At 68.8% G+C, this 19,158-nt stretch carries 19 protein-coding genes, 1 pseudogene and 1 riboswitch; of the genes and pseudogenes, 6 read left to right on the forward strand and 14 right to left on the reverse strand.

The window, feature by feature from the left end:
• Positions 1 to 15: 15 nt before the first annotated feature.
• The 7 genes from HT579_08485 to HT579_08515 all read right to left on the reverse strand — a co-directional run bounded on the left by HT579_08485 (position 16) and on the right by HT579_08515 (position 6,025).
• Entirely contained in the window at positions 16 to 945 is a 930-nt protein-coding gene (locus HT579_08485) for a sirohydrochlorin chelatase (protein ID QKS28940.1), read from the reverse strand.
• The gene (cobM, locus tag HT579_08490) at positions 942 to 1,730 is read right to left on the reverse strand and encodes a precorrin-4 C(11)-methyltransferase (GenBank protein ID QKS28941.1); all 789 of its coding nucleotides are present in this window, start codon (positions 1,728 to 1,730) and stop codon (positions 942 to 944) included. The genes HT579_08485 and cobM overlap by 4 nt, the downstream gene beginning before the upstream one ends.
• Positions 1,730 to 2,623, reverse strand: a complete 894-nt coding sequence (locus HT579_08495) for an ABC transporter ATP-binding protein (protein QKS28942.1) — start codon at positions 2,621 to 2,623, stop codon at positions 1,730 to 1,732. The genes cobM and HT579_08495 overlap by 1 nt, the downstream gene beginning before the upstream one ends.
• On the reverse strand, positions 2,623 to 3,363 hold the full coding sequence (gene cbiQ, locus HT579_08500; GenBank protein ID QKS28943.1) for a cobalt ECF transporter T component CbiQ: 741 nt from the start codon (positions 3,361 to 3,363) through the stop codon (positions 2,623 to 2,625). Before cbiQ ends, HT579_08495 begins: the two co-directional genes overlap by 1 nt.
• Entirely contained in the window at positions 3,353 to 3,694 is a 342-nt protein-coding gene (locus HT579_08505) for an energy-coupling factor ABC transporter substrate-binding protein (GenBank protein QKS28944.1), read from the reverse strand. The genes cbiQ and HT579_08505 overlap by 11 nt, the downstream gene beginning before the upstream one ends.
• Complete coding sequence (locus HT579_08510) at positions 3,691 to 4,368, reverse strand: energy-coupling factor ABC transporter permease (protein ID QKS28945.1); 678 nt, start codon at positions 4,366 to 4,368, stop codon at positions 3,691 to 3,693. The genes HT579_08505 and HT579_08510 overlap by 4 nt, the downstream gene beginning before the upstream one ends.
• Positions 4,369 to 4,482: 114 nt before the next feature.
• A riboswitch (cobalamin riboswitch) is annotated at positions 4,483 to 4,702 on the reverse strand.
• Positions 4,703 to 4,738: 36 nt separating this feature from the next.
• Positions 4,739 to 6,025, reverse strand: a complete 1,287-nt coding sequence (locus HT579_08515) for a cobyrinate a,c-diamide synthase (GenBank protein QKS28946.1) — start codon at positions 6,023 to 6,025, stop codon at positions 4,739 to 4,741.
• Positions 6,026 to 6,375: 350 nt separating this feature from the next.
• Here HT579_08515 and HT579_08520 point away from each other — a divergent pair, with 350 nt between their 5' ends.
• Both HT579_08520 and HT579_08525 read left to right on the forward strand, forming a co-directional pair.
• On the forward strand, positions 6,376 to 8,037 hold the full coding sequence (locus HT579_08520) for a DUF4157 domain-containing protein (GenBank protein QKS28947.1): 1,662 nt from the start codon (positions 6,376 to 6,378) through the stop codon (positions 8,035 to 8,037).
• 14 nt (positions 8,038 to 8,051) lie between these two features.
• Positions 8,052 to 8,450 carry a hypothetical protein gene (locus tag HT579_08525; protein QKS28948.1) on the forward strand — a complete coding sequence of 133 codons (399 nt, stop codon included), beginning with the start codon at positions 8,052 to 8,054 and terminating at the stop codon, positions 8,448 to 8,450.
• A 138-nt stretch (positions 8,451 to 8,588) separates the two neighbouring features.
• Here the strand turns inward: HT579_08525 and HT579_08530 are convergent, their stop codons facing one another.
• From HT579_08530 to HT579_08540, 3 genes and pseudogenes are all read right to left on the reverse strand, one after another.
• Positions 8,589 to 8,990: a type II toxin-antitoxin system VapC family toxin gene (locus tag HT579_08530; protein QKS28949.1), complete on the reverse strand. Its 402-nt coding sequence runs from the start codon at positions 8,988 to 8,990 to the stop codon at positions 8,589 to 8,591.
• The gene (locus HT579_08535; protein QKS31574.1) at positions 8,987 to 9,217 is read right to left on the reverse strand and encodes a type II toxin-antitoxin system Phd/YefM family antitoxin; all 231 of its coding nucleotides are present in this window, start codon (positions 9,215 to 9,217) and stop codon (positions 8,987 to 8,989) included. Before HT579_08535 ends, HT579_08530 begins: the two co-directional genes overlap by 4 nt.
• Positions 9,218 to 9,358: 141 nt before the next feature.
• Positions 9,359 to 9,466, reverse strand: a pseudogene (locus tag HT579_08540) (IS110 family transposase).
• Between the two features lie 273 nt (positions 9,467 to 9,739).
• Between HT579_08540 and HT579_08545 the strand changes: the two are divergent.
• A complete protein-coding gene (locus tag HT579_08545) occupies positions 9,740 to 11,374 on the forward strand; it encodes a DUF3300 domain-containing protein (protein ID QKS28950.1) in 1,635 nt (544 codons plus the stop codon).
• A gap of 32 nt (positions 11,375 to 11,406) precedes the next feature.
• On the forward strand, positions 11,407 to 12,294 hold the full coding sequence (locus HT579_08550; protein QKS31575.1) for a DUF2950 domain-containing protein: 888 nt from the start codon (positions 11,407 to 11,409) through the stop codon (positions 12,292 to 12,294).
• Positions 12,295 to 12,535: 241 nt separating this feature from the next.
• Here HT579_08550 and HT579_08555 read toward each other — a convergent pair whose 3' ends face one another.
• The 4 genes from HT579_08555 to HT579_08570 all read right to left on the reverse strand — a co-directional run bounded on the left by HT579_08555 (position 12,536) and on the right by HT579_08570 (position 16,303).
• Positions 12,536 to 12,763, reverse strand: a complete 228-nt coding sequence (locus tag HT579_08555) for a hypothetical protein (GenBank protein ID QKS28951.1) — start codon at positions 12,761 to 12,763, stop codon at positions 12,536 to 12,538.
• Positions 12,764 to 12,960: 197 nt separating this feature from the next.
• Complete coding sequence (locus HT579_08560; protein QKS28952.1) at positions 12,961 to 13,911, reverse strand: glycosyltransferase; 951 nt, start codon at positions 13,909 to 13,911, stop codon at positions 12,961 to 12,963.
• Positions 13,908 to 15,158 carry a poly-beta-1,6-N-acetyl-D-glucosamine N-deacetylase PgaB gene (gene pgaB / locus HT579_08565; protein QKS28953.1) on the reverse strand — a complete coding sequence of 417 codons (1,251 nt, stop codon included), beginning with the start codon at positions 15,156 to 15,158 and terminating at the stop codon, positions 13,908 to 13,910. Before pgaB ends, HT579_08560 begins: the two co-directional genes overlap by 4 nt.
• A gap of 125 nt (positions 15,159 to 15,283) precedes the next feature.
• The gene (locus tag HT579_08570; GenBank protein ID QKS28954.1) at positions 15,284 to 16,303 is read right to left on the reverse strand and encodes a hypothetical protein; all 1,020 of its coding nucleotides are present in this window, start codon (positions 16,301 to 16,303) and stop codon (positions 15,284 to 15,286) included.
• A gap of 634 nt (positions 16,304 to 16,937) precedes the next feature.
• Here HT579_08570 and HT579_08575 point away from each other — a divergent pair.
• Both HT579_08575 and HT579_08580 read left to right on the forward strand, forming a co-directional pair.
• A complete protein-coding gene (locus HT579_08575) occupies positions 16,938 to 17,789 on the forward strand; it encodes a methyltransferase domain-containing protein (protein ID QKS28955.1) in 852 nt (283 codons plus the stop codon).
• Positions 17,790 to 17,799: 10 nt separating this feature from the next.
• The gene (locus tag HT579_08580; GenBank protein QKS28956.1) at positions 17,800 to 19,155 is read left to right on the forward strand and encodes an APC family permease; all 1,356 of its coding nucleotides are present in this window, start codon (positions 17,800 to 17,802) and stop codon (positions 19,153 to 19,155) included.
• The last annotated feature ends 3 nt before the right edge of the window (positions 19,156 to 19,158 follow it).

Here is a 19,158-nt window from a genome sequence, read left to right on the forward strand (position 1 = left end):
CGTGTCTCCGGGTTTTCAGGCGGGTTTGTGCGAACAGCCGTGATGATGCGTGTCTGCCGCTGGCTGTCCATGATCCCGATCATGGTCGTGCTGCCCGCCGCCGGTCGCGGTGTGGCTGTGGTCGGGCAGGTGTCCGTCCTCGGCGAGTTCGCGATACTTGCAGCCGTCGCACTCGAGCATGCGGCATTCGGGCAGTCCCTGTCCTTCGACCTTGGCGTCGAGCAGCTCGAAGATGCCGGGCTCGAAACCGAAGTGCGTGCCGAGGGCGAAGGCGATCGGCGGGTACTGCCGCTGCAGGCGCTCGACCTGCAGCTTGATGCGCTCGATCAGGACGCCGGTGAACAGATACACCGGGACGATGCAGATCTGCATCATCCCCAGCCGCGTCTGGCGCTGTACCGCGGTTTCCAGTCGTGGCCAGGTGATGCCGGTGAACGCCAGATCGACGAGGTCGTGCTCGCTGGCCTCGAAAATCCAGCGCGCCATCTTCGCCAGCTCGCCGTTGGCGCCGGCGTCCGACGAGCCGCGGCCGAGCAGGATGACGCCGGTGCTGCGTGGATCGGGCACCGCCAGCTGCTTCATCAGCCGCTCGAGCTGCGCCTGCAGGACAGCGAAGATCGGTCGCCCCATGCCGAGGTGTGGGGTGACTGCGAACTCGACCTGCGGGTGGCGCAGGCGGGCGCGGTTGAGTGCCGCCGGCAGCTCCATCTTGACGTGGCCGGCGGCATTCAGGATGAAGGGGATGAGGAGGACGCGCCGGGTGTCGCGGGCGGCGCGATCGAGTCCCTCGTCGAGCAGCACGTCGGCGTGCTCGATGAAGCACACCTCGATACGCCAGTCGGGATGCTGCTCGCGCCACTGGGCGGCGAAATGCAGCGTTTCACGGTTGCCGTCGCGGTTGCGCGAACCGTGGCCGACGAGGAGGATGCTGGTGTCCGATATCATGGCTTGGGCTCGCTGGCTTTGCGGAAGCGGTGGGAGAAGGCGGGGTCGTAGAGCTTGGAACGGGCGAGGTCGGGCCAGTCGGCGGCACCCAGCGTCGGCGAGGCGATGATCATCGCCTGCGCGGCGATCCGTTCCGCCTGGCACTTCTGCTTGATGTCGGCGAGGGTGCCGCGGACGATCCTCTCCTCGCCCGGCCAGCTCGCCTTCTGCACGACCAGGATCGGCGCGTCCTCGGCCCAGCCGGCGGCGCGCAACGCTTCCTGGACGCGGTGCAGCAGGGTGATCGAGAGAAAGATGCAGAGCGTCGTGCGGTGCGCGGCGAGCGCCGCGAGTTCCTCGCCGGCCGGCATCGGCGTGCGGCCGGCGACACGGGTGAGGATCACCGTCTGCGTCACTTCGGGCAGGGTCAGCGTTTCGCCGGCGGCGGCGGCGGCCGCCAGTGCCGACGACACGCCGGGGACCACCGCCCAGCCGATTCCGGCAGCGGTCAGCGGCCGCGTCATCTCGATCAGTGCGCCGTAGAGGCCAGGGTCGCCGGTCTGCAGGCGGACGACGGTGGCGTGTCGCGCCGCCTGTTCGAGCAGCCAGTCGGTCATCTCGGCCAGCGTCATGTCCTTCGAATCGCGGATCGCGCAGCCGGTGGGGGCGAAGAGTGTCGCCGCCTGGTCGACCAGCGAGCCGGCGTAGAGGATGGCGCCGGCTTCCTCGAGCAGCTTGCGGCCCTTGACCGTGATGAGGTCGGGGTCGCCCGGGCCGGCGCCGACGAACCAGACCTTGCCGGCCATCAGGCGGCGCTCCGTTGCGAGGCGCGTGCCGTCTCGTTCATGCCGTCTTCCGCGGCCGCCGGCATGGCGAGCAGGGCCAGCAACTGCGGCATGCCGCGTGGAACCGGTCCGGCCGGCAGCGCGCCGTGGGCGACCAGCGCCTGGTGCAGGGTGACGACCGCCGGCAGTGGCTGTCCGGCTGCACGCAGCGCCGCCTCCTGCAGCGGCAGTTGGGCCGCCGCGAAGGACGCGGTGCAGCGACCGGCGGCCAGCAGGTGGATGTCGTCGGCCCAGCCGTAGGCGAAATCGACGTCGTGCGTGGCGAGAACGATGCTGATGCCGCGCGCCGCGAGGTCGTCGAGAACGCGCAGCAGATCGTCCTGCATGCCGGGGTCGAGGCCGGCCATCGGCTCGTCGAGCAGCAGCAGCTCGGGCTGCATGGCGAGCACGCCGGCAATGCAGACGCGCTTCTTCTGGCCGAAGCTCAGGTGATGCACTGGCCGCTCCGCCTGCCCGGTCATGCCGACCGCCGCCAGCGCCTGCGCGACCCGCGCACGCACGCTGGCTTCGTCCAGGCCAAGGTTGAGCGGGCCGAACGACACGTCCTCGAAGACGTTGGCCGAGAAGAGCTGCCGGTCGGGGTTCTGGAAAACCAGACCGACGCGCCGGCGCAGGGCAGTCAGTCCGCCGCGGCTGTAGTCGAGCGGTTGGCCGTCGATGCGGATGCAGCCCGACGATGGCTGCAGCAGGCCGTTGAGGTGCAGCAGCAGCGTCGTCTTGCCGGAGCCGTTGGCGCCGAGCAGTGCGTTGCGGCTGCCGCGGCGGATGGCCAGCGAACAGTCGGCGAGTCCGTGGCTGTCGTCGGCATAGACGTGTCCGACGGCCTGCACCTCGAGCAGCACGTCGGCCGCCATCAGGCGAGGCCCGCCAGCACGACCAGCGCGCTGCCGGCGGCGGCGGCGAGCAGCGTGTCGCGGCCGGCGTTGGCGAAATCCGGCGACAGGAAGCGCAAGGTTCCGCCGCCGTTGCGCGCCATGGCCGCCTGGTGCAGCGCCTGCGCCCGCTGCCAGGTCTGCAGCGCGAGGTTGGCGACCAGCAGGCCGAGCGAGCGCCGGCCGTGGCGCAGCGAAGCGTAGCCGAGGCGGGCGGACTGCGCGGTCAGCGTGTCGCGCATGGCGGACGCGAGGACGAAGAGCATGCGGTAGCAGAGGACCATCAGGTCGAGCAGGACTTCCGGCACGCGCAGGCGACGCAGCAGACCGATCAGGTCGGGCAGCGGCGTCGTCAGCACGAGCAGCAGCAGGGCTGCCAGCGAGGCCAGCGAGCGGCCGGCGACGGCGGCGATGCGTGGCGCGGCGTCGGGCGCCAGCCCCCACGCGAGATGGCCGGCGGCATCGGTGCCGACGGCGACGAGCAGCGACAGGCTGCCGAGGGCGAGAAAGCCGACTGCCGGTGCCGCCACCCGCAGGTAGAGGCCGACCGCGACGCCCGCGCCGACGACCGTCGCCAGAGCCAGCAGCAGGGCGACGGCCGCCGCCGCAGCCGGCGTCGCGGCGACGAATGCCGCCAGCAGACCGGCCAGCGCCAGGCTGGCCTTGGCCGCCGGACTGACGCGTCGCCAGCGGCTGCCGTAGGCCGCCTGTTCAATCAGCACGGTCGCAGCCTGCGCGCTCGGCTGCCCGGCGCATCCTGTCGCGGGTGACGGCGGCTCCCAGCCAGTAACCGATGATGCCGGCACCGATGGCCGCCTGCAGGGCGAAGAGGAGCGAGGCGATCTCGCCGCTCGCCGGTTCCAGGAGCGGCGTGAACCACGGACGGTAGTCGGGGGCGATCTCGGCGATCGCCTTCTGCGCCTGGCTGTCGGTGCCGGCGAACACCTCGCCCGGCTGGCCGTCCGGGCCGGGCGCCGGCCGCGGTGCCAGCCACAGCGGCAACGCCGTCAGGAGCATCACGGCGGCGATCAGCAACCAGCTCCGGCTCTTCATGCGCGCACCTCACGACCGGCAAACAGCGGCATGCCCTTCAGTTCGTCGCCGTTGAAGCGCAGCAGCGCATTGACCACGAGCACGCTCAGCAGGCCCTCGCTGATCGCCAGCGGAATCTGCGTGACGGCGAAGATGCCGGCGAACTTGGCGAACGAGGCGGCGAAGCCGCCGACCGGATCGGGAAAGGCCCAGGCGAGCTGCAGCGAGGTCGTCAGATAGGTGGCGAGGTCGGCGCAGCAGGTGGCGACGAAGACGCAGGCGGCCAGCGGCAACTGCAACAGGCGGCCGGCGCGGAACAGCCCGGCGGCGACGAAGGAACCGACGATGGCCATCGAGAAGAGGTTGGCGCCGAGGGTCGTCAGCCCGCCGTGCGCCAGCAGCAGCGCCTGGAAGAGGAGGACGACGAGGCCGACCGGCACCATCGCCGTCGGCCCGAAGAGCAGCGCGCCGAGCCCGACGCCGGTCGGGTGCGAACAGCTGCCGGTCACCGACGGCAACTTGAGCGCCGAGAGGACGAAGGAAAAGGCGGCGGCGACGCCGAGCAGCATGCGCTGTTCCGGCTGCTGCTGCAGCCGCCGGCGCAGCGAGCGCACGCCGAGGACGACGAAGGGCGCCGACGCCAGCGTCCAGCCGACGGTGTGCGCGAGCGGCAGAAAACCTTCCATGATGTGCACAGCGACCCTCCCTTCGACGACAGACGAAGCATCAGCGGATCGTCCCCGATGATGGAAGGTGGCCTGGAAGCGACCTGCGCGCGACCAGAGACGCCTTCCCGTCACCCCGGGGAATGATGCAATCCGGTTTCGGGCCGGTCTTCTGGCTCGCCGTCGACCTTCCCCGCGCCTTCCCGTGCCTGGGCATAGTGGCGGATTGCGGAGTCGTCAGGCTTACAGCAGCGGGGGCTGCGCCGGAATGGACTGGCGTCGTTGGCGACGCCGCCGTGCACCGGCTTCCCGTTTCACCCGCCCCGTGACCACGAGGCAAGGCACCCGAAACGGGGTTGATTATACGTCGAAAGAGCGTGCCGAAAAGCGACTGCAACGATCAGTCGTCGCCGCCGAAGAGGCGGGCGACCGCCAGCGGGTTGCCGGGGAAGTAGAAGTGCACGTAGGAAGCGGTGATCGGGCCGTGGCGGTAGATCGCCTCGCCGTCGCCGCCTGTCGGGCGCCGCGCGCGACACAGCGGCGGCAGTGGCGTGTCGCTCTGCGAGTAATGGAAGGTGTGGCCGGAGAGCGTTCCCTCGGGCAGGTCGGCGACCTGCATGCCGAGCGCCGCCAGACGCCGCTGCATCACCGCCCGCCCGGGCAGCATGCCGGCCAGCGCATGCCGCTCCCCTTCGCGGTCGACCAACTCCTCGAACAGGCTCATCATGCCGCCGCACTCGGCAAGCAAGGGTCTGCCGGCAACGACGTGTACTGTCAGCGACTGCCAGAGGTCACACCGCGCCGCCAGCGTCGCCGCATGCAGCTCGGGGTAGCCGCCGGGCAACCAGATCGCATCGCAGGTGGGCAACGCGTCGCCGGCGAGCGGCGAGAAGAAGTGGACCTCGGCGCCCAGTTCGCGCAGCGTGTCGACATTGGCCGGGTAGATGAAGCCATAGGCGGCGTCGCGCGCGATGGCGATGCGGCGGCCGGCGAGCAGGGCTGCAAGCGGCGCTTTCGCCGCCGCGGCGAAGTGTACCGGCGGTGGCAGGCCGACGCTCGCCGTCGCCGCCAGCGCGTCGGCAAGTCGGTCTAGGCGGTCGGCCAGGTCGGCGATCTCGGCCGCCTGCAACAGCCCGAGATGACGCTCCGGCAGGCTGTCGTCGCTGCGCGGGACGGCGCCGAACCACCCCATTCCCGCTGGCAGGCTGTCGCGCAGCAGCTCGGTGTGGCGGCTGCTGCCGCTGCGGTTCGCCAGCACGCCGGCAAACGGCAGCCCGGGCCGGTAGGTCGCGAGGCCGTGCGCGACGGCGCCGAAGGTCTGCGCCATCGCCCGCGCGTCGATCAGTGCCAGCACCGGAATGCCGAACAGGCAGGCGATGTCGGCCGCCGACGGCTCGCCGTCGAACAGCCCCATGACGCCCTCGATCAGGATCAGGTCGGAATCGGCGGCGGCGCGTGCCAGGCGGATGCGCGCGTCGTCCTCGCCGCACATGCCGAGGTCGAGGTTGTAGCATGGGCGTCCGCTGGCGACGGCGTGGATCTGCGGGTCGAGGAAGTCGGGGCCGCACTTGAAGACGGTGACGCGTCGTCCCTGGCGCGCGTGCAGGCGGGCCAGCGCCGCCGTCACCGTCGTCTTGCCCTGGCCGGACGCGGCAGCGGCAATCAGCATCGCCGGGCAGTGCGGCATTACGAAGAATCCCCGTCGGGCATGGTTGCTTCCTTTCCGCGGCGTGCGCGAGCGCTGGCGGGCGGCATGGTTTCCCTCCGGAGATGCGGGGGTGGGCCGACCGGTGACAGGCGGTGAGGATAGCACGCGCCCGTACGGATCGCCGCCGTTGACCGCGCGACGCTGCAGCGCCAGCGTTGCTGGAATCTCGAAGTGGCCAATGCTTGCGGAAGTGGTGTCCGGTCCTCTATCCTGAGTTGCTTGCCGGCTGGGAAGGGCTGTCTTGACGCTTCCCGGAAGTCCGGCGTCTGGGGAGGAGCGTCATGGTCCATACGAGGATGGCGTTGCAGCGGCGCCAAGACGAATCTCGCATGACCCCGAAGGTCTCCGAGCGGGGTGCCATGCCTTCACTGCAGGGAATGCCGAGGTTTCTGGGGATCGGCTCGGCGCGGCAATCGGCGAACGATGTCGCGCGCGACGGCACGCAGGGCCCCGGCCGGGCGCTGCCGCACGGGGAGCGCATCCAGCATTCGTTTGGATCGCGGCATGATCTGTCCTCGGTGCGCATGCACGTCGGCAGGAAGTCGACCGAAGCCTGCGACCGGCTCGGCGCTGCCGCGTTTGCGACCGGCTCAGCGATCGCGTTTCGCTCCGACCCCGACCTGTGGCTGGCTGCGCACGAGGCGGCGCACGTCATCCAGCAGCGCCATGGAGAGGGGCCGCCCGCCGGGCTCGACTCGCCAGGTGACCGCCACGAGCGGGCGGCGAGCGCGGTGGCCGATCGGGTGGTGGCCGGAAAGTCGGCGAAGGATCTGCTGCCGCGCGGTGAGGGCCGGGCCCCGGGCGGCGCGGCGGCGGTTCAACGCTATACGATCGAAACGCTCGGAGCAGGACGTGCGCAGGTTGGCGAGACCAAGCAGACCGCGCTGTTCGGGTCGCAGACGCTCTATGCGACGTCGGGACTCATCAGCGGAGCGAACTCCAAGCTTCAGGCAGCGGGCAAACATGGCTCGTACATCGAGCTGAAGGCCGCCGGCGGCTCGGTCAACGTCGATGGCAACGCCCTGACCGGTGTCCAGCCGGAATTCCTCGCCAAGCCGGGGAGCCCGCACTCGGGCGTGGAGAAGGCCAATGCGCCGGGTGGCATGGACACCGAAGGAACGGCCAATGGACCCATGGCGCTGTGGACCGATTGCGGCCGCTCGTCGGCGGCGGTGACGGGTTCCTCCGGCGGCGGCGACCGCAGCGTGGTCTATTTCGACAATGGCGTCGCCAAACTCGGCAAGGGCGTCGATGACTCGACGGTTTCGGACTGGCTCAAGGGCGAGCCGAACCAGATGGCGAACCAGGTCTACATGGATCTGCTGCCCCGCTTCATCGAACGCTCGGACAACGCGGCGTTCGTCGTCGAGGGCGTGCACTACGATATGAAGAGCAACACGGCGACGGGCGCCCTCGCGGGTGCCGCCGTCGGTGCGGGGCTCGGTGCGCTGATCGGCAGTTTCGTCGGCGGCCTGGGTGCGGCTCCCGGGGCAGTCATCGGCGGCGTGGCAGGCGCAATCGGCGGCGCGATCATCGGTTCGCAGGCGCGCAGCAAGGCCTTTCGCAAGCCCGCCACCATTGCCGAAGCCAAGGCGATGTACCTGGCGCTCGGCAGCGCCGGCATGGACAAGTTCGACAAGGAGGCGGGAATCAACTTCCATGCCAATCCGGAGATCGGCGAGTCCTACTCGATGGCGACCGAGGGCGACATGCCGGGTTTCAAGTCGTACCCCGGCGTGGATACATGGAATTACCACTGGGCCGGCGTCGTGATGAAGGATGGTAGCGACAACATCACGCTCGAGAACTATGCCGTCACCGAGAAGTACGCGGCCAGCAAGGGGGTCGACCAGTATGACTTCATCGACCGCCAGTGGAATTTCGCCATGTATGGCACGGTGGACAAGAGCCAGACGTTCCACCAGGAGCACCTGGCCAGCAAGACCCATGGTTCGCATGCGACGTCCATCGCGGTCAGGACCGACCAGTGACCGAAGCGGGGGCAGTGCGCTGCGAGTTGCCGCCGCGCCTTGATCGGGCCGAGCAACTGGGGCAGTTCGATGGCCAGCGGGTCCGCCTCGTGGGGACGTACCTGTCCGTCCCCAGCCTGAAGAGGATGCCCCGTCCGGGCCGGCCGCCCGAGTACGTGGACCTGGGCGAGGTCGTCATTCAGATCGCTGGCAGTGCCTCGGACTACGATCCGGCGGCCGGCGACATGCCGGCCCGCATCGGACTCGGCAGCGAAGCGCGGTCGAGCGAGGAGATCGTTCGGCTCAACGATCGCCGCGTCGCGGTCGAAGGTCGCATCGTGCTTTGTCCCGAGGCGGCTTCGACGCATCGTTGCGCGGTGCCGAGACCCGGTCCGGTATTGCAGGACCCCACCGGCCTGCGCCTCGAGGAGTGAATTCCGCTGCAGTCAACCGGGCGGGCACGAGCAGTCAAAATCGGGGAAATGGTTGCTGAACGATGCCGCTGGTGGCGGCAGCGCTGTGTTTGCAGGCGCACAGCGCCCGATGCGCGTGCCAAGGATGTGCTCCGGTCATCACAGGCGCGCATCCTGTCGCGGCAACTGCGATGCCCACGCCAGCAGGCTCACGTCGGCTGTGATCAGCGTTGCCTGGTGTTGCAACGAAGTGGCCAGGATGAAGCGGTCGGCGGGGTCACGGTGCATGTTTTCCAGCTGGGTGGCGAGGATGCCGATGCGGCCATCCAGCGCAATTTCCCGAAGGCCAGCGTGGAGCAGCTCGGAACGCCATTCCGCCGCCGGAAGGGGCAGCACGATACGCCCGCGCTGCGCGAGCATGGCCGCCTCCCAGAAACTGATGGCGCTCACGGCAACTTGGCCGGCGCGCCAGGCATCTTCGATCAGGCATCGCGCGACAGCGCCGAGAGCTGGGTCATCGCGATCCATCCAGAGCAGGGTGTGGGTATCGAGAACGATCACGCCAGCGCCTTCCACTCGACCTCATCGAGTGGTTCGACAATGTCGCCGGATATCTCGAGTTTGGGGTGCAAGCCGAATGGTGACGTGGAACGTCCACCGCTGTACGGATGCAACTCGGCGATCGGGCGGCCGTTCTTTGTCACCACCCAGATCTCGCCCTTGCTGGCGACCTCGTCCATCAAGGCAAGGCACTTGGCTTTGAACTCGGAAGCTTGAATGGTCGGCATGGCACACTCCAATGAATTAACCACATTTCTGACCATAGTCTTCAAAGTGGTCACCGTCAAGGGGCGCCACGGCTTTTTCGATCCTCGCCAGCAAGGATTCTCCGCCAGTCGCACCACGTGAAACCGGCGAAGAACACCTACCTGGTTACGCTTCAACTGCTTCTTCAGCACCGTCTTGCCTCGCTCATCCACACCATGCACCTGCAACACATTCTTGGCGAAATCGAGCCCAGTCGTCGCAATCTCCATTCTCGACCCCTCTCTCGGTTCAAGTGCCTGCCATCAATCCGCCACTTTGGCACATGGATGCCGCTGCGGGTGGGGGCGTTCATCCGTTACGATTCTTCTGCGGCTTCCGGGCAAGAATTCGACATTGACCCTTCCTCGTGAAGGCTCATATACTCGCCCCGGTGCCGTCATTCACACCCGCCGGTGCTCGGTGCCGTTGGATTCCCGTCCTGCCAACCGCAGAATGAGACTCCACTGGGTCATGTCACGTCTTGTCGTGGAGGGGCCATAGAAATGCCTTCGATCCTGCGTGGCATCGCCGCGCTTATTGTCGCCATGCTCCTGCTGTTTGCCGCACAGGTGCGAGCCGCCGACCCTGCGAAGTTCACCGTCGAGCAACTTGACCAGATGCTGGCGCCCATCGCCCTCTTTCCCGATGCGTTGCTGGCGCAGGTGCTGATGGCGACCACCTACCCGAAGGATGTCGCCGAAGCCGTCCAATGGGCGCTCGCCAACCGCAGCCTGAAGGGCGACGATGCGGTCAAGGCGGTGCAGGACAAGCCCTGGGACCCCAGCGTGCAGTCGCTGGTCGCCTTCCCGCAGGTGCTCGCCATGCTCGGCGAAAAGCCCGAGTGGGTGAACGACCTCGGCGACGCCTTCCTCGGCCAGCCGAAGGAGGTCATGGACTCGGTGCAATTCCTTCGCGCCAGGGCCAAGGATGTCGGCAACCTGAGCAGCAACGAACAGCAGATCGTCACCGTCGAGGCGGCGCCACCGCGGCCCCAGGCGATCGTGGCCAATGCGCCGCCACCGCCGGCGCAGATCATCACCATCGCCCCGGCCAACCCGCAGGTCGTCTTCGTTCCCATCTACAACCCGGTTCACGTCTTCGGCCCGTGGTGGCACCCGCTGTTCCCCCCCTTCTTCTTCCCGCCGCCGCCGGTCTGGGGATTCGGCTGGAACCCGGTCGCCACGGCCATCTGGTGGGGGGTCGGCATCGGCGTCGCCAATGCGCTGTGGGGCGGCGTCAACTGGGGCCGGCGCGACGTCAACATCAACGTCAATCGCTGGAACAACATCAACGTCAATAACCGCATCACGTCCAACGACCGGAACGTGAACTGGAACCACAACCCCGGCAACCGGCGGGGCATCCCTTATCGGGATGCAGCGACACGCGATCGCTTGCAGCAGACCCGAATCGGCGAACGCGGCGGACGTCAGGACTATCGCGGGCGTGAGGACCAGCGTGCGCAGGCGCGCGCGGCACTGGGCGATCGCATCGGTGCCGAGAACCTGGATCGCAATGCGCTGCGTGACATCGACCGCAGCCAGATCCCGCAGCGGCCGGCGGCCGGGTCCGGCACGGGCGCGCGCGACCGCGCGGCCGGCATCGATCGCGGGCAGTTGCAGGAGCGGGCAGCCGGCATCGACCGCAGCCGGGTCCAGGACCGTGCCGCCAACATCGACCGCAGCCAGGTTCAGGACCGCGCGGGAAACATCGACCGCAGCCAGCTGCAGGATCGGGCCGCCAACAGGGATCGCACGCAGGCCCAGGGTCGCGCGAGCAACATCGACCGCAGCCAGGTTCGGGATCGGGCAGCGAATGTCGATCGCAGCCAGGCCCGTGACCGCGCAGCCAACATCGATCGCGGTCAGGTCCAGAACCGGGCAGCCAACATTGATCGCGGTCAGGTGCCGAGTCGCAGCGACAGCGCCGCGCGAACCAATCGCGACAACGCCTTGCGCGGCGCGAACGACGGTCGCCAGACGCGACAGCAGATCGACCGTGGCAACGCCAGCCAGGCCGCCCAGCGCCAAGCTGCGCAGCGCCAGGGCGCCCAGCGCCAGGGCGCCGGCAACCGGCAAGGCCACATCGCCCGCCCGGCGGGCGGTGGCGGCGCCGCCGCCCAGCGGCTGCGCAATTGATCGGGACGGGCCCGATGATGGGAGATCGCATGATGAAGAATCGCTGGTGGCCGGGGATCCCCGCGCTGCTGTGTGCGCTGGCGCTGTCGGGGCAGGTAGCCGCTGCCGGTGTGCAAAGGACGTTTGCCTCGCCGGAACTGGCGGTGACGGCGCTGGTGGATGGCGTGGCGCGCAACGACGGGGCCGAGGTGCGCTCCATTCTCGGGATCCAGTCGGAAAAGCTGGTGCCGCTCGACAGCGTTTCCCTGGACGATCGCCTGGCCTTTCTCGCCGCCTGGGCGCAGGGTCATCGCATCCTGGAGGATGGCGACAAGGGGGCTCGCCTCGAGCTCAGCACCGGCTGGACCCTGCCGATCCCCCTGGTACGCACCAGTCAGGGCTGGGTTTTCGACACCCAGGCCGGCAAGGCCGAAGTGCGCCTTCGCCGCATCGGCCGCAACGAACTGTCGGCGATAGAGACGATGCGCGCCTACGTCGAGGCGCAGCAGGAATATGCCGAGCAGGACCGCAACGGTGACGGCATCCGCGAGTTTGCCCAGAAAATCCTGAGCTCGCCGGGCAGGCAGGACGGCCTCTACTGGCCGACTGCAGACGGCGAGCCGGAAAGCCCGTTGGGTCCGCTGCTCGAGACCAGTGACCTGAAGGACGGCTACCACGGCTACCGCTTCAGGATTCTCAAGGCACAGGGCAAGGCGGCGCCGGGCGGTGCGCGCAGCTATGTGAAGGACGGGCGCATGACCGAGGGTTTCGCGCTGGTCGGCTGGCCGGCCCGCTACAACGAGACGGGCTTGATGACCTTCATCGTCAATCAGGACGGCGTCGTTTACCAGAAGTACCTGGGTCCCGATACCGCCGCCATTGCTGGCGCGATGACGCGCTTCGACCCCGACGCTTCGTGGGCAGCACTGCCCGCGCGCTGAGGCAGGGACAGGAGAGGAATCCGGCTGTTCCGGACGCCGCCACAGGCGAACGGGTCATCTTTTGGGCGTTTTCACGGGTTGACCGCGCGTCGCCGTACCGCGAGAGAGGTCTGTCCCGGGATGCGCGCACATGGCTTTGTCGGCGCCCGGATGACGCTCCGGCAGGTTGCCGTCGCTGCGCGGGATGGCGCGGAACGAGCTGCTGCGGGCTCATGCACTCCCGGCGGTACCGTTCGACCTCTCATTCCTGGGCGTTGGTGACGCGGCCGCGAGGGCCGTGTTCGACGTAGAGAATCTGCGCCTTCTGCCATGCCGCAAGCTTCTGCGGGACTAGGGCGGCGCCGGTTGCGAGGCGGTCGAGGCCGACGGGCCGCCAGCGCTCGTCGGCGGTGCCGATGCGCGCCTTCAGCCTTGCGCGCAGCGCGCCGACGAGACACACGAGAACGGCGACGCCGACGACGTAGGGCATCACCTCCAGCAGTGCGAGAAACGTGGTGAGGCTGATCTGACTCGGGAAGACGATTTCCGGCAGGTCGTAGCCGAAATGCCGGCCGAGGGCGAAAAGAAAAGGGACCTACATGGCCAGCCAGAGAAGCCAGGCGCGCGAAGTGATGACGACAGCCGACATCCGCCGCAGCGGGTGCGCCAGGTCGGGCCGCTCGATGATCAGCGGGAGGCGTCGGGCTTGATGCCGCGGTCGGGACTCGTCCATCGGGCGCGTTTCTCGCTGTCACGAAAAAGGATCTTCGGCACGGCCACCACCGAGGTGGCGGCCGTGATGGCCCAGTAGATGATCGGATACCAGATCATCCAGAAATAGTTCTTGAGCAGCCCCCGGTCGTAAGGCCGGTCGAGGACCAGGCTCGGCATGATCTGCAGCAGGCAGGTCGTTGCGATCAACAGTCCGGCCCACCCCAGCAGCAGGATCGGCGCGCTTTGCAGGTCGATCCGGTAGACCAGCAGGTCGATGACACGGTAGGCGGCGAGCAGCGTGAACAGGTAGGCCCAGGTGATGCTCATTCCGTATTCGACGCAGAGTGGCCACATTGCGGCGTTCTTCGGTGACAGCAGTTGCGGCGTGTAGTCGAGCAGCACCTGGGTGCCGCCCATCGACCAGCGCAGACGCTGCTTCCACAGCCCGCGCAGGGTTTCCGGCATGAGGATCCAGCACAGGGCGCGCGGCTCGAAGCGAACCTCCCAGCCGGCCAGTTGCAGCTTCCAGGAAATGTCGACATCCTCGGTCAGCTTTTCCGGGCTCCAGTAGCCGACCTCGTGCAGCGCGCTGCGGCGGAAGGCGGCGATCACCCCGGCAACGGTGAAGATCAGTCCGACCGAGCGCTGGGCGCGCTTGATCAGACCGACGATCGACGAGAATTCACCGACCTGGATGCGGCCGAGCAGGGTCGACCGGTTGCGCACGCGCGGGTTGCCGGTGACGGCGGCGACGTCGGGCTCGTCGAAATGGCGCACCAGCCAGTTCAGCGCGCAGGGATCGAGGCGAGCATCGCCGTCGATGCCGCCGATCATCCAGACGACCGACATCAGCACCGGGTAGAAAAAGACGTAGGCGAGGATGGCGCTCCAGAAATCGCCAAGCAGGACCGGCAGCGGGGTCATGGCAGTTGCGGCTGCCAGCGCAGCGAGAGGGAAGGGAAGAGCGGCCCCATCAGGCTCTCCGGCAAGCCGCCGACGCCAAACTGGCGGAAGCCGTCGGCTTCACGGTGCCGCATGTGGCGGGCGATGGCTTCCGGCGGCAGCGAGGGGTCGAACTCGAAGAGGACATGCCGGGCCATTTCCGTGGGAACGGCGGCGATGTGGTTGAGCTGGTCGTCGGCGACCGGACGCAATGCGGTCGGGAACAGCGCCATCTCGCGCCCGTCGCGCTCGACTGCGGGCTTGACGAAGGCGATGTTCGGGCTCAGCGTCAGCAGGCGGTCGAGGGTCGGCGAGAGGCCGTCTTCTCCCGGCGGCCAGGTGCCGGGGTCGACCTCGACGCTGCGTGCCGGGTTGGCATCCCAGGTGACGCGCAGCATTTCGGCGAAGGCCTGCAGCGACTGGCTGTTCTCGATCAACTGGCGTTTCCCGACGGACTTCGTAGTGCCGGCATCGTTGAAGCCATCGACCAGCGTCAGGCCGATTGGCATGCCGAGGTCGCTGGCGACTTCCTGGGCGGCCTGGTTGCTGCGACCGTATGGCCAGACGATGATCCGCGGTGCCTTGCCGGTGTGCTGGCTGATGCTGTCGCGAAGATCATGGCGCAGGCGGGCGAGGTAGGCGGCATCGTCCTCGTAACGGCCGTTGGCGTACAGGCGGGTGATCGTCGCCGGGCGCGTGTTGCCCTGCGGGTTGGCGAGTATGCCGCGATGCAGGCCGTAGGAATGCGAGGCGACTTCGACCAGCCCGGAGGCCTGCATTTCACGAACCTGCTCCCAGCTCAGGAACTTGCTGCGCGCCGCCGCCTTGCCGTCGTAGTCGACCATCTGGCCTGCGGGGACGTCCATCCACTGGCCGACCAGGGCGATGACCGCCGCGTAGTTGAACAAGTTGAGCAGCGGAAAGATGCGCGTGTAGGCATCCTTGAAGCCCTCGTCGAAGGTCAGCAGGATGGCATTGCGCGGCAACGGCCGGCCGCCGGCGCGGGCGGCGAGGATCTGGTCGACGCTGGCCGGGTGCAAGTCGTTGGCCCGCATCCAGGCGAACTGCCGGGCCAGATCGCTGGCGCGGACAGCGGTCGGGGTCAGCGGCTCGTTGTCGGCAAGGACCTCGTGGTAGCTCAGCGCCATGAAGCGGGCGTCGGCGGCCGGCGCCGGCGCGGCCGCAAGCGCCAGCAGGACGCCGAGGAGGGTGCGGATCAGAAACGCCATAGCAGCACCAGATTGGCGAAAGTGCGGCCTTCGCGCGCGCCGTCGTAGGGGCGCAGCAGGCGGCCGATGCCGTAGCGCAGCGAGAGGTCGCGGTCGACTTCCGAGCGGTGGCCGTATTCGCTGGCCTAGATCGCCCCGGAACCGTAGAATTCCTGCCAGTAGGTGCCGCCGGTCAGCGCGAGACGCTGGCGCAGGGAATGGTCGTAGCTGCGCCAGCCGAGGTGCTCGACGGCTGCCGTCAACCACAGCGAACGATCGCTTTTCGGGTTGAAGTAATTGACGCTGGCATTGAGCGAGTTGCGCGAGGCGTCGGCGCCGAGCGTCGTCTCGAACGTCCACTTCGGGCCGCTCAGCCAGCGCTCGAACCACAAGGCGTTGACGCCGCTGCGCAGGTTGCCGTCGGAAGAATCGCTGTAGTACGCCGCGCCCCCGAGCTTGCGCGACTCGGGCTGGCGCCAGTCGACGCCGAGGCTGACGCGGCTGGCGTGGATGCCGTCGGCGACGGCGCGCAGGGGGATCTGGTTGGTCACGCTCTCGCCGGCGCCGTAGACGGTCCAATGGTCGTCGGGCTTCCAGCGCACGGTGCCGGTGAAGCCGTCCTTGACCCCGCTGCCGCCGTTGACCTCGCCGGTCACCCGCCAGCCGAGATGGCGGCGGTCCGGAAGGCGGGCGGCGTAGCGGTCGATGTGTCCGGTGGCGGCGTCCGGCAGCTTGCCGGTGAAGAACCCGGCGGCGAGGGCGTCGGTTGCGGTCAGCGCGATGTCGAGGCGCACAAAGCGTTCCGGTCCGCGCAGGGTGTTGCGGTCGACGATGCCGTAGCGGATGTCGAGGGCGATGATGTCGCCCTCCATTGCCCGCCGATCGGCTTCGGAAAGCGGCGCATCGAGCTCGGCGGCCTGCGTGAAGAGGTCGAGGCGCATGGCGGCCACCCAGGCAGCCTTGCGCGCCTCGACGTCGTCCGGCTGGGCCCGGAGGATGGCGAGCTGGCGGCCCAGCTCCGGCGCCCAGTCCTCGCCGCCGACGCCTGCGGCCGGCGCCGGGGCGGAATGCCTGGCCTTTGGCGGCATGACCCACTCCTCGCCGGCGCCCGCCGTCAGCGTGGCAAGGGTGAGGCAAAGCGGCAAGGCGAGGCGCAAACGATTCATGGCGACGGATTGTGGCGTTTTCGGGGCAAGGCGTCGGCGCTCCGGCGACCGTTGCGGACCGCGCCTGCCAGAGTCGCTGGGTAGCAGTTGCCCTGGCGTCAGGACGGTAGCCGTTGGCGCGGACCGCCGGAAAGGCGAGCGCGCGCGGCATCGCAGGTGAGCACGACAGGCGAGACTTTCATGCCGAGCGCGGCTTCTGCACCGTGCAGCGGGATCGCCGGTTCGGACGGGCGCGCGTCGCCGACGGGCAGCGGGTCGACTTCGCCGTCGGCGGTGCTCTCCCCGCGCCACCGAGCCATGGACGGCCGCGTACCGGATACGATCGGCCAGCGCCGCGATGAAACCGCGCAGTTGCTGATCCATGCCGAACGACTTGGCAACAAGGCCGACCAGCTCGTGACGGACGGCGGCGTCCGGATTCGCACGGTGGAACACCAGGTTGCCGCGCTGCTCGCGCAGGATGAGGATAGTGACAGTCACCCGTTCCTGCCATCCCGGGCGCGGCCAGTCCAGGCCGGAGCGCCCGATGCTCCATCGGGCGTTCATCGATCCAGGCGCAGGCGGACCAGCGGCGCCTGCGGCTATACTCCAGCGAATCCTGCGCGCCCTGCCGTATCCGACACGCCTGCCGACCATGCCAGCACAGCCCCTCCGCGTCCTTGTCACCTGCGCCCTGGTCCTTGGGCTGGCGCACCCCGTCCGTTCCGCCAGGAACTACGGCGACGAGGAATTCCGCCTCGAACACGGGCACGACGGCAAGGATGTCTTCTGGGCGCCGACGCCGGATGCCATGGTGACGCTGATGCTGCAGACGGCAAAGGTGACGCCGGCGGACATCGTCCATGACCTCGGCGCCGGCGACGGGCGGATTCCGATCGCCGCGGCACGTGCGTTCGGTGCCCGTGCGGTCGGCATCGAATACTCGCCGGAGATCGCCGCGCTGGCGCGGCGCAACGTCAAGCGCGCCGGGCTCGAGGGGCGGGTGGCGATCGTTGTCGGCGACATCTTCGTCGAGGATTTTTCCGCGGCGACGGTGGTGACGATGTTCCTGACACCTGTCCTCAACCACAAGCTGCGGCCGCTGCTGCTGCAGATGAAGCCGGGTACGCGCATCGTCTCGCACGCCTTCGACATGGGCGACTGGCAACCCGACGCGAAGATCGCGACGGAGAACGCAGAGGGCTTCTTCTGGATCGTTCCGGCGCAGGTGGCGGGCGACTGGTCGTTGCGCCTGCCGGGCGAGGCCGCGCCGACCCGCCTGCAATTGCAGCAGGCCTACCAGCAGGTCTCCGGCACCCTGACGCTCGGCGAGCGGAGCGTTGCCGTCGCGGGCCGGCTCGCTGGTGCCACGCTGCATTTCGACTACGCCCGGCCGGACGGCACGACGGCAACCGTCACCGCCACCGCTACCGCCGACGGCCGGCGCCTCGTCGGCCAGCAGAAGCACCCGCAGGCCCCCGGCAGCGTGCGCGGCGAGCGCCGCTGAGGCTACCGCCATGGACGCCCGCACCGACGATCCCCGCCACTTGCTGCACACGACGGGTGCGGTCGCCATCGTCGTCGGCATCGTCGTCGGTGCCGGCATCTTCAAGACGCCGGCCATGGTCGCCGGCATCACGCAGGACCACGGCTGGCTGATCGCCGTCTGGCTGGCCGGCGCGCTCGTCTCGCTCGCCGGCGCGCTGTGCTATGCCGAACTGTGCGCGGCACACCCGCATGCCGGCGGCGAGTACCACTTCCTCAGCCGCGCCTGGGGCAAGCGCCTCGCTTTCCTCTACGCATGGTCGAAGGCGATGGTGATCAACACCGGCTCGATCGCCCTGCTCGCCTACGCCTTCGGTGACTACATGACGCGCGTCGTCGATCTCGGCGCGCATTCTTCGGCGCTCTGGGCGGTGGCCATCATCATCGTGCTCACCGGCACCAACATCCTCGGGCTGACCATCGCCGCCCGCCTGCAGACGGCGATGGTGCTGCTGCTCGTCGGCGGGCTGGCGGCCGTCGTCGTCGCCGGCTTCGCCGCGCCAGCCGCTGGGCTGACATCGCATCCGGCGCCGACCTGGTTCGCCAGCACACCGTCGGCCGGCATGCTCGGGCTGGCGATGGTCTTCGTGCTGCTCACCTTCGGCGGCTGGAACGAGGCAGCCTACCTCTCTGCCGAGGTACGTGGCGGTCCACGCGCCGTCGTCCGCGTCCTGATGCTCAGCCTGAGCCTCATCACGGCCCTCTACCTGCTCGCCAATCTCGCGTTGCTGCACGCCCTCGGCCTTGCCGGACTGGCCACCAGCAAGGCCGCCGGCGCCGAGGTGCTCGGCCGGCATTTCGGCGCCTGGGGCGAGCGCCTGCTCGGCGTGCTCGTCGCGCTTGCCGCCCTGACCAGCATCCATTCGACGATGATCGTCGGCGCCCGCAGCAACTATGCGCTCGGTCGCGACTGGGCGCCGCTGCGTCACCTCGGCCGCTGGCAGGCCGGACGGGGCACGCCGGTGAACGGCCATGTCGTGCAGATGGCCATCAGCCTCGCGCTGGTCGTCTTCGGCGCCTTCCAGGCCGATGGCTTCGAGGCGATGGTGGAGTTCACGGCGCCGGTCTTCTGGACCTTCCTGTTCATGGTCGGGCTGGCCGTCTTCCGGCTGCGCCGGCGCCACCCCGGCGTTGCGCGCCCGTTCCGCGTGCCGCTCTACCCGCTGACGCCGCTGCTGTTCTGCGCCGCCTGCGCCTGGCTGGCATGGTCGAGCGTCAGCTACGCCGCGAGCAGGGCGGCGGTGCACGTATCGCTCCTGGTGATGCTGGCCGGTCTCGTCGTCCTCGGCGGGCTGCTGCTGCACGAGCGCCTCGCCCGCCACCCCTGAGCA

The organism is Candidatus Accumulibacter similis, from assembly GCA_013347225.1.
Lineage (GTDB): Bacteria > Pseudomonadota > Gammaproteobacteria > Burkholderiales > Rhodocyclaceae > Accumulibacter > Accumulibacter similis.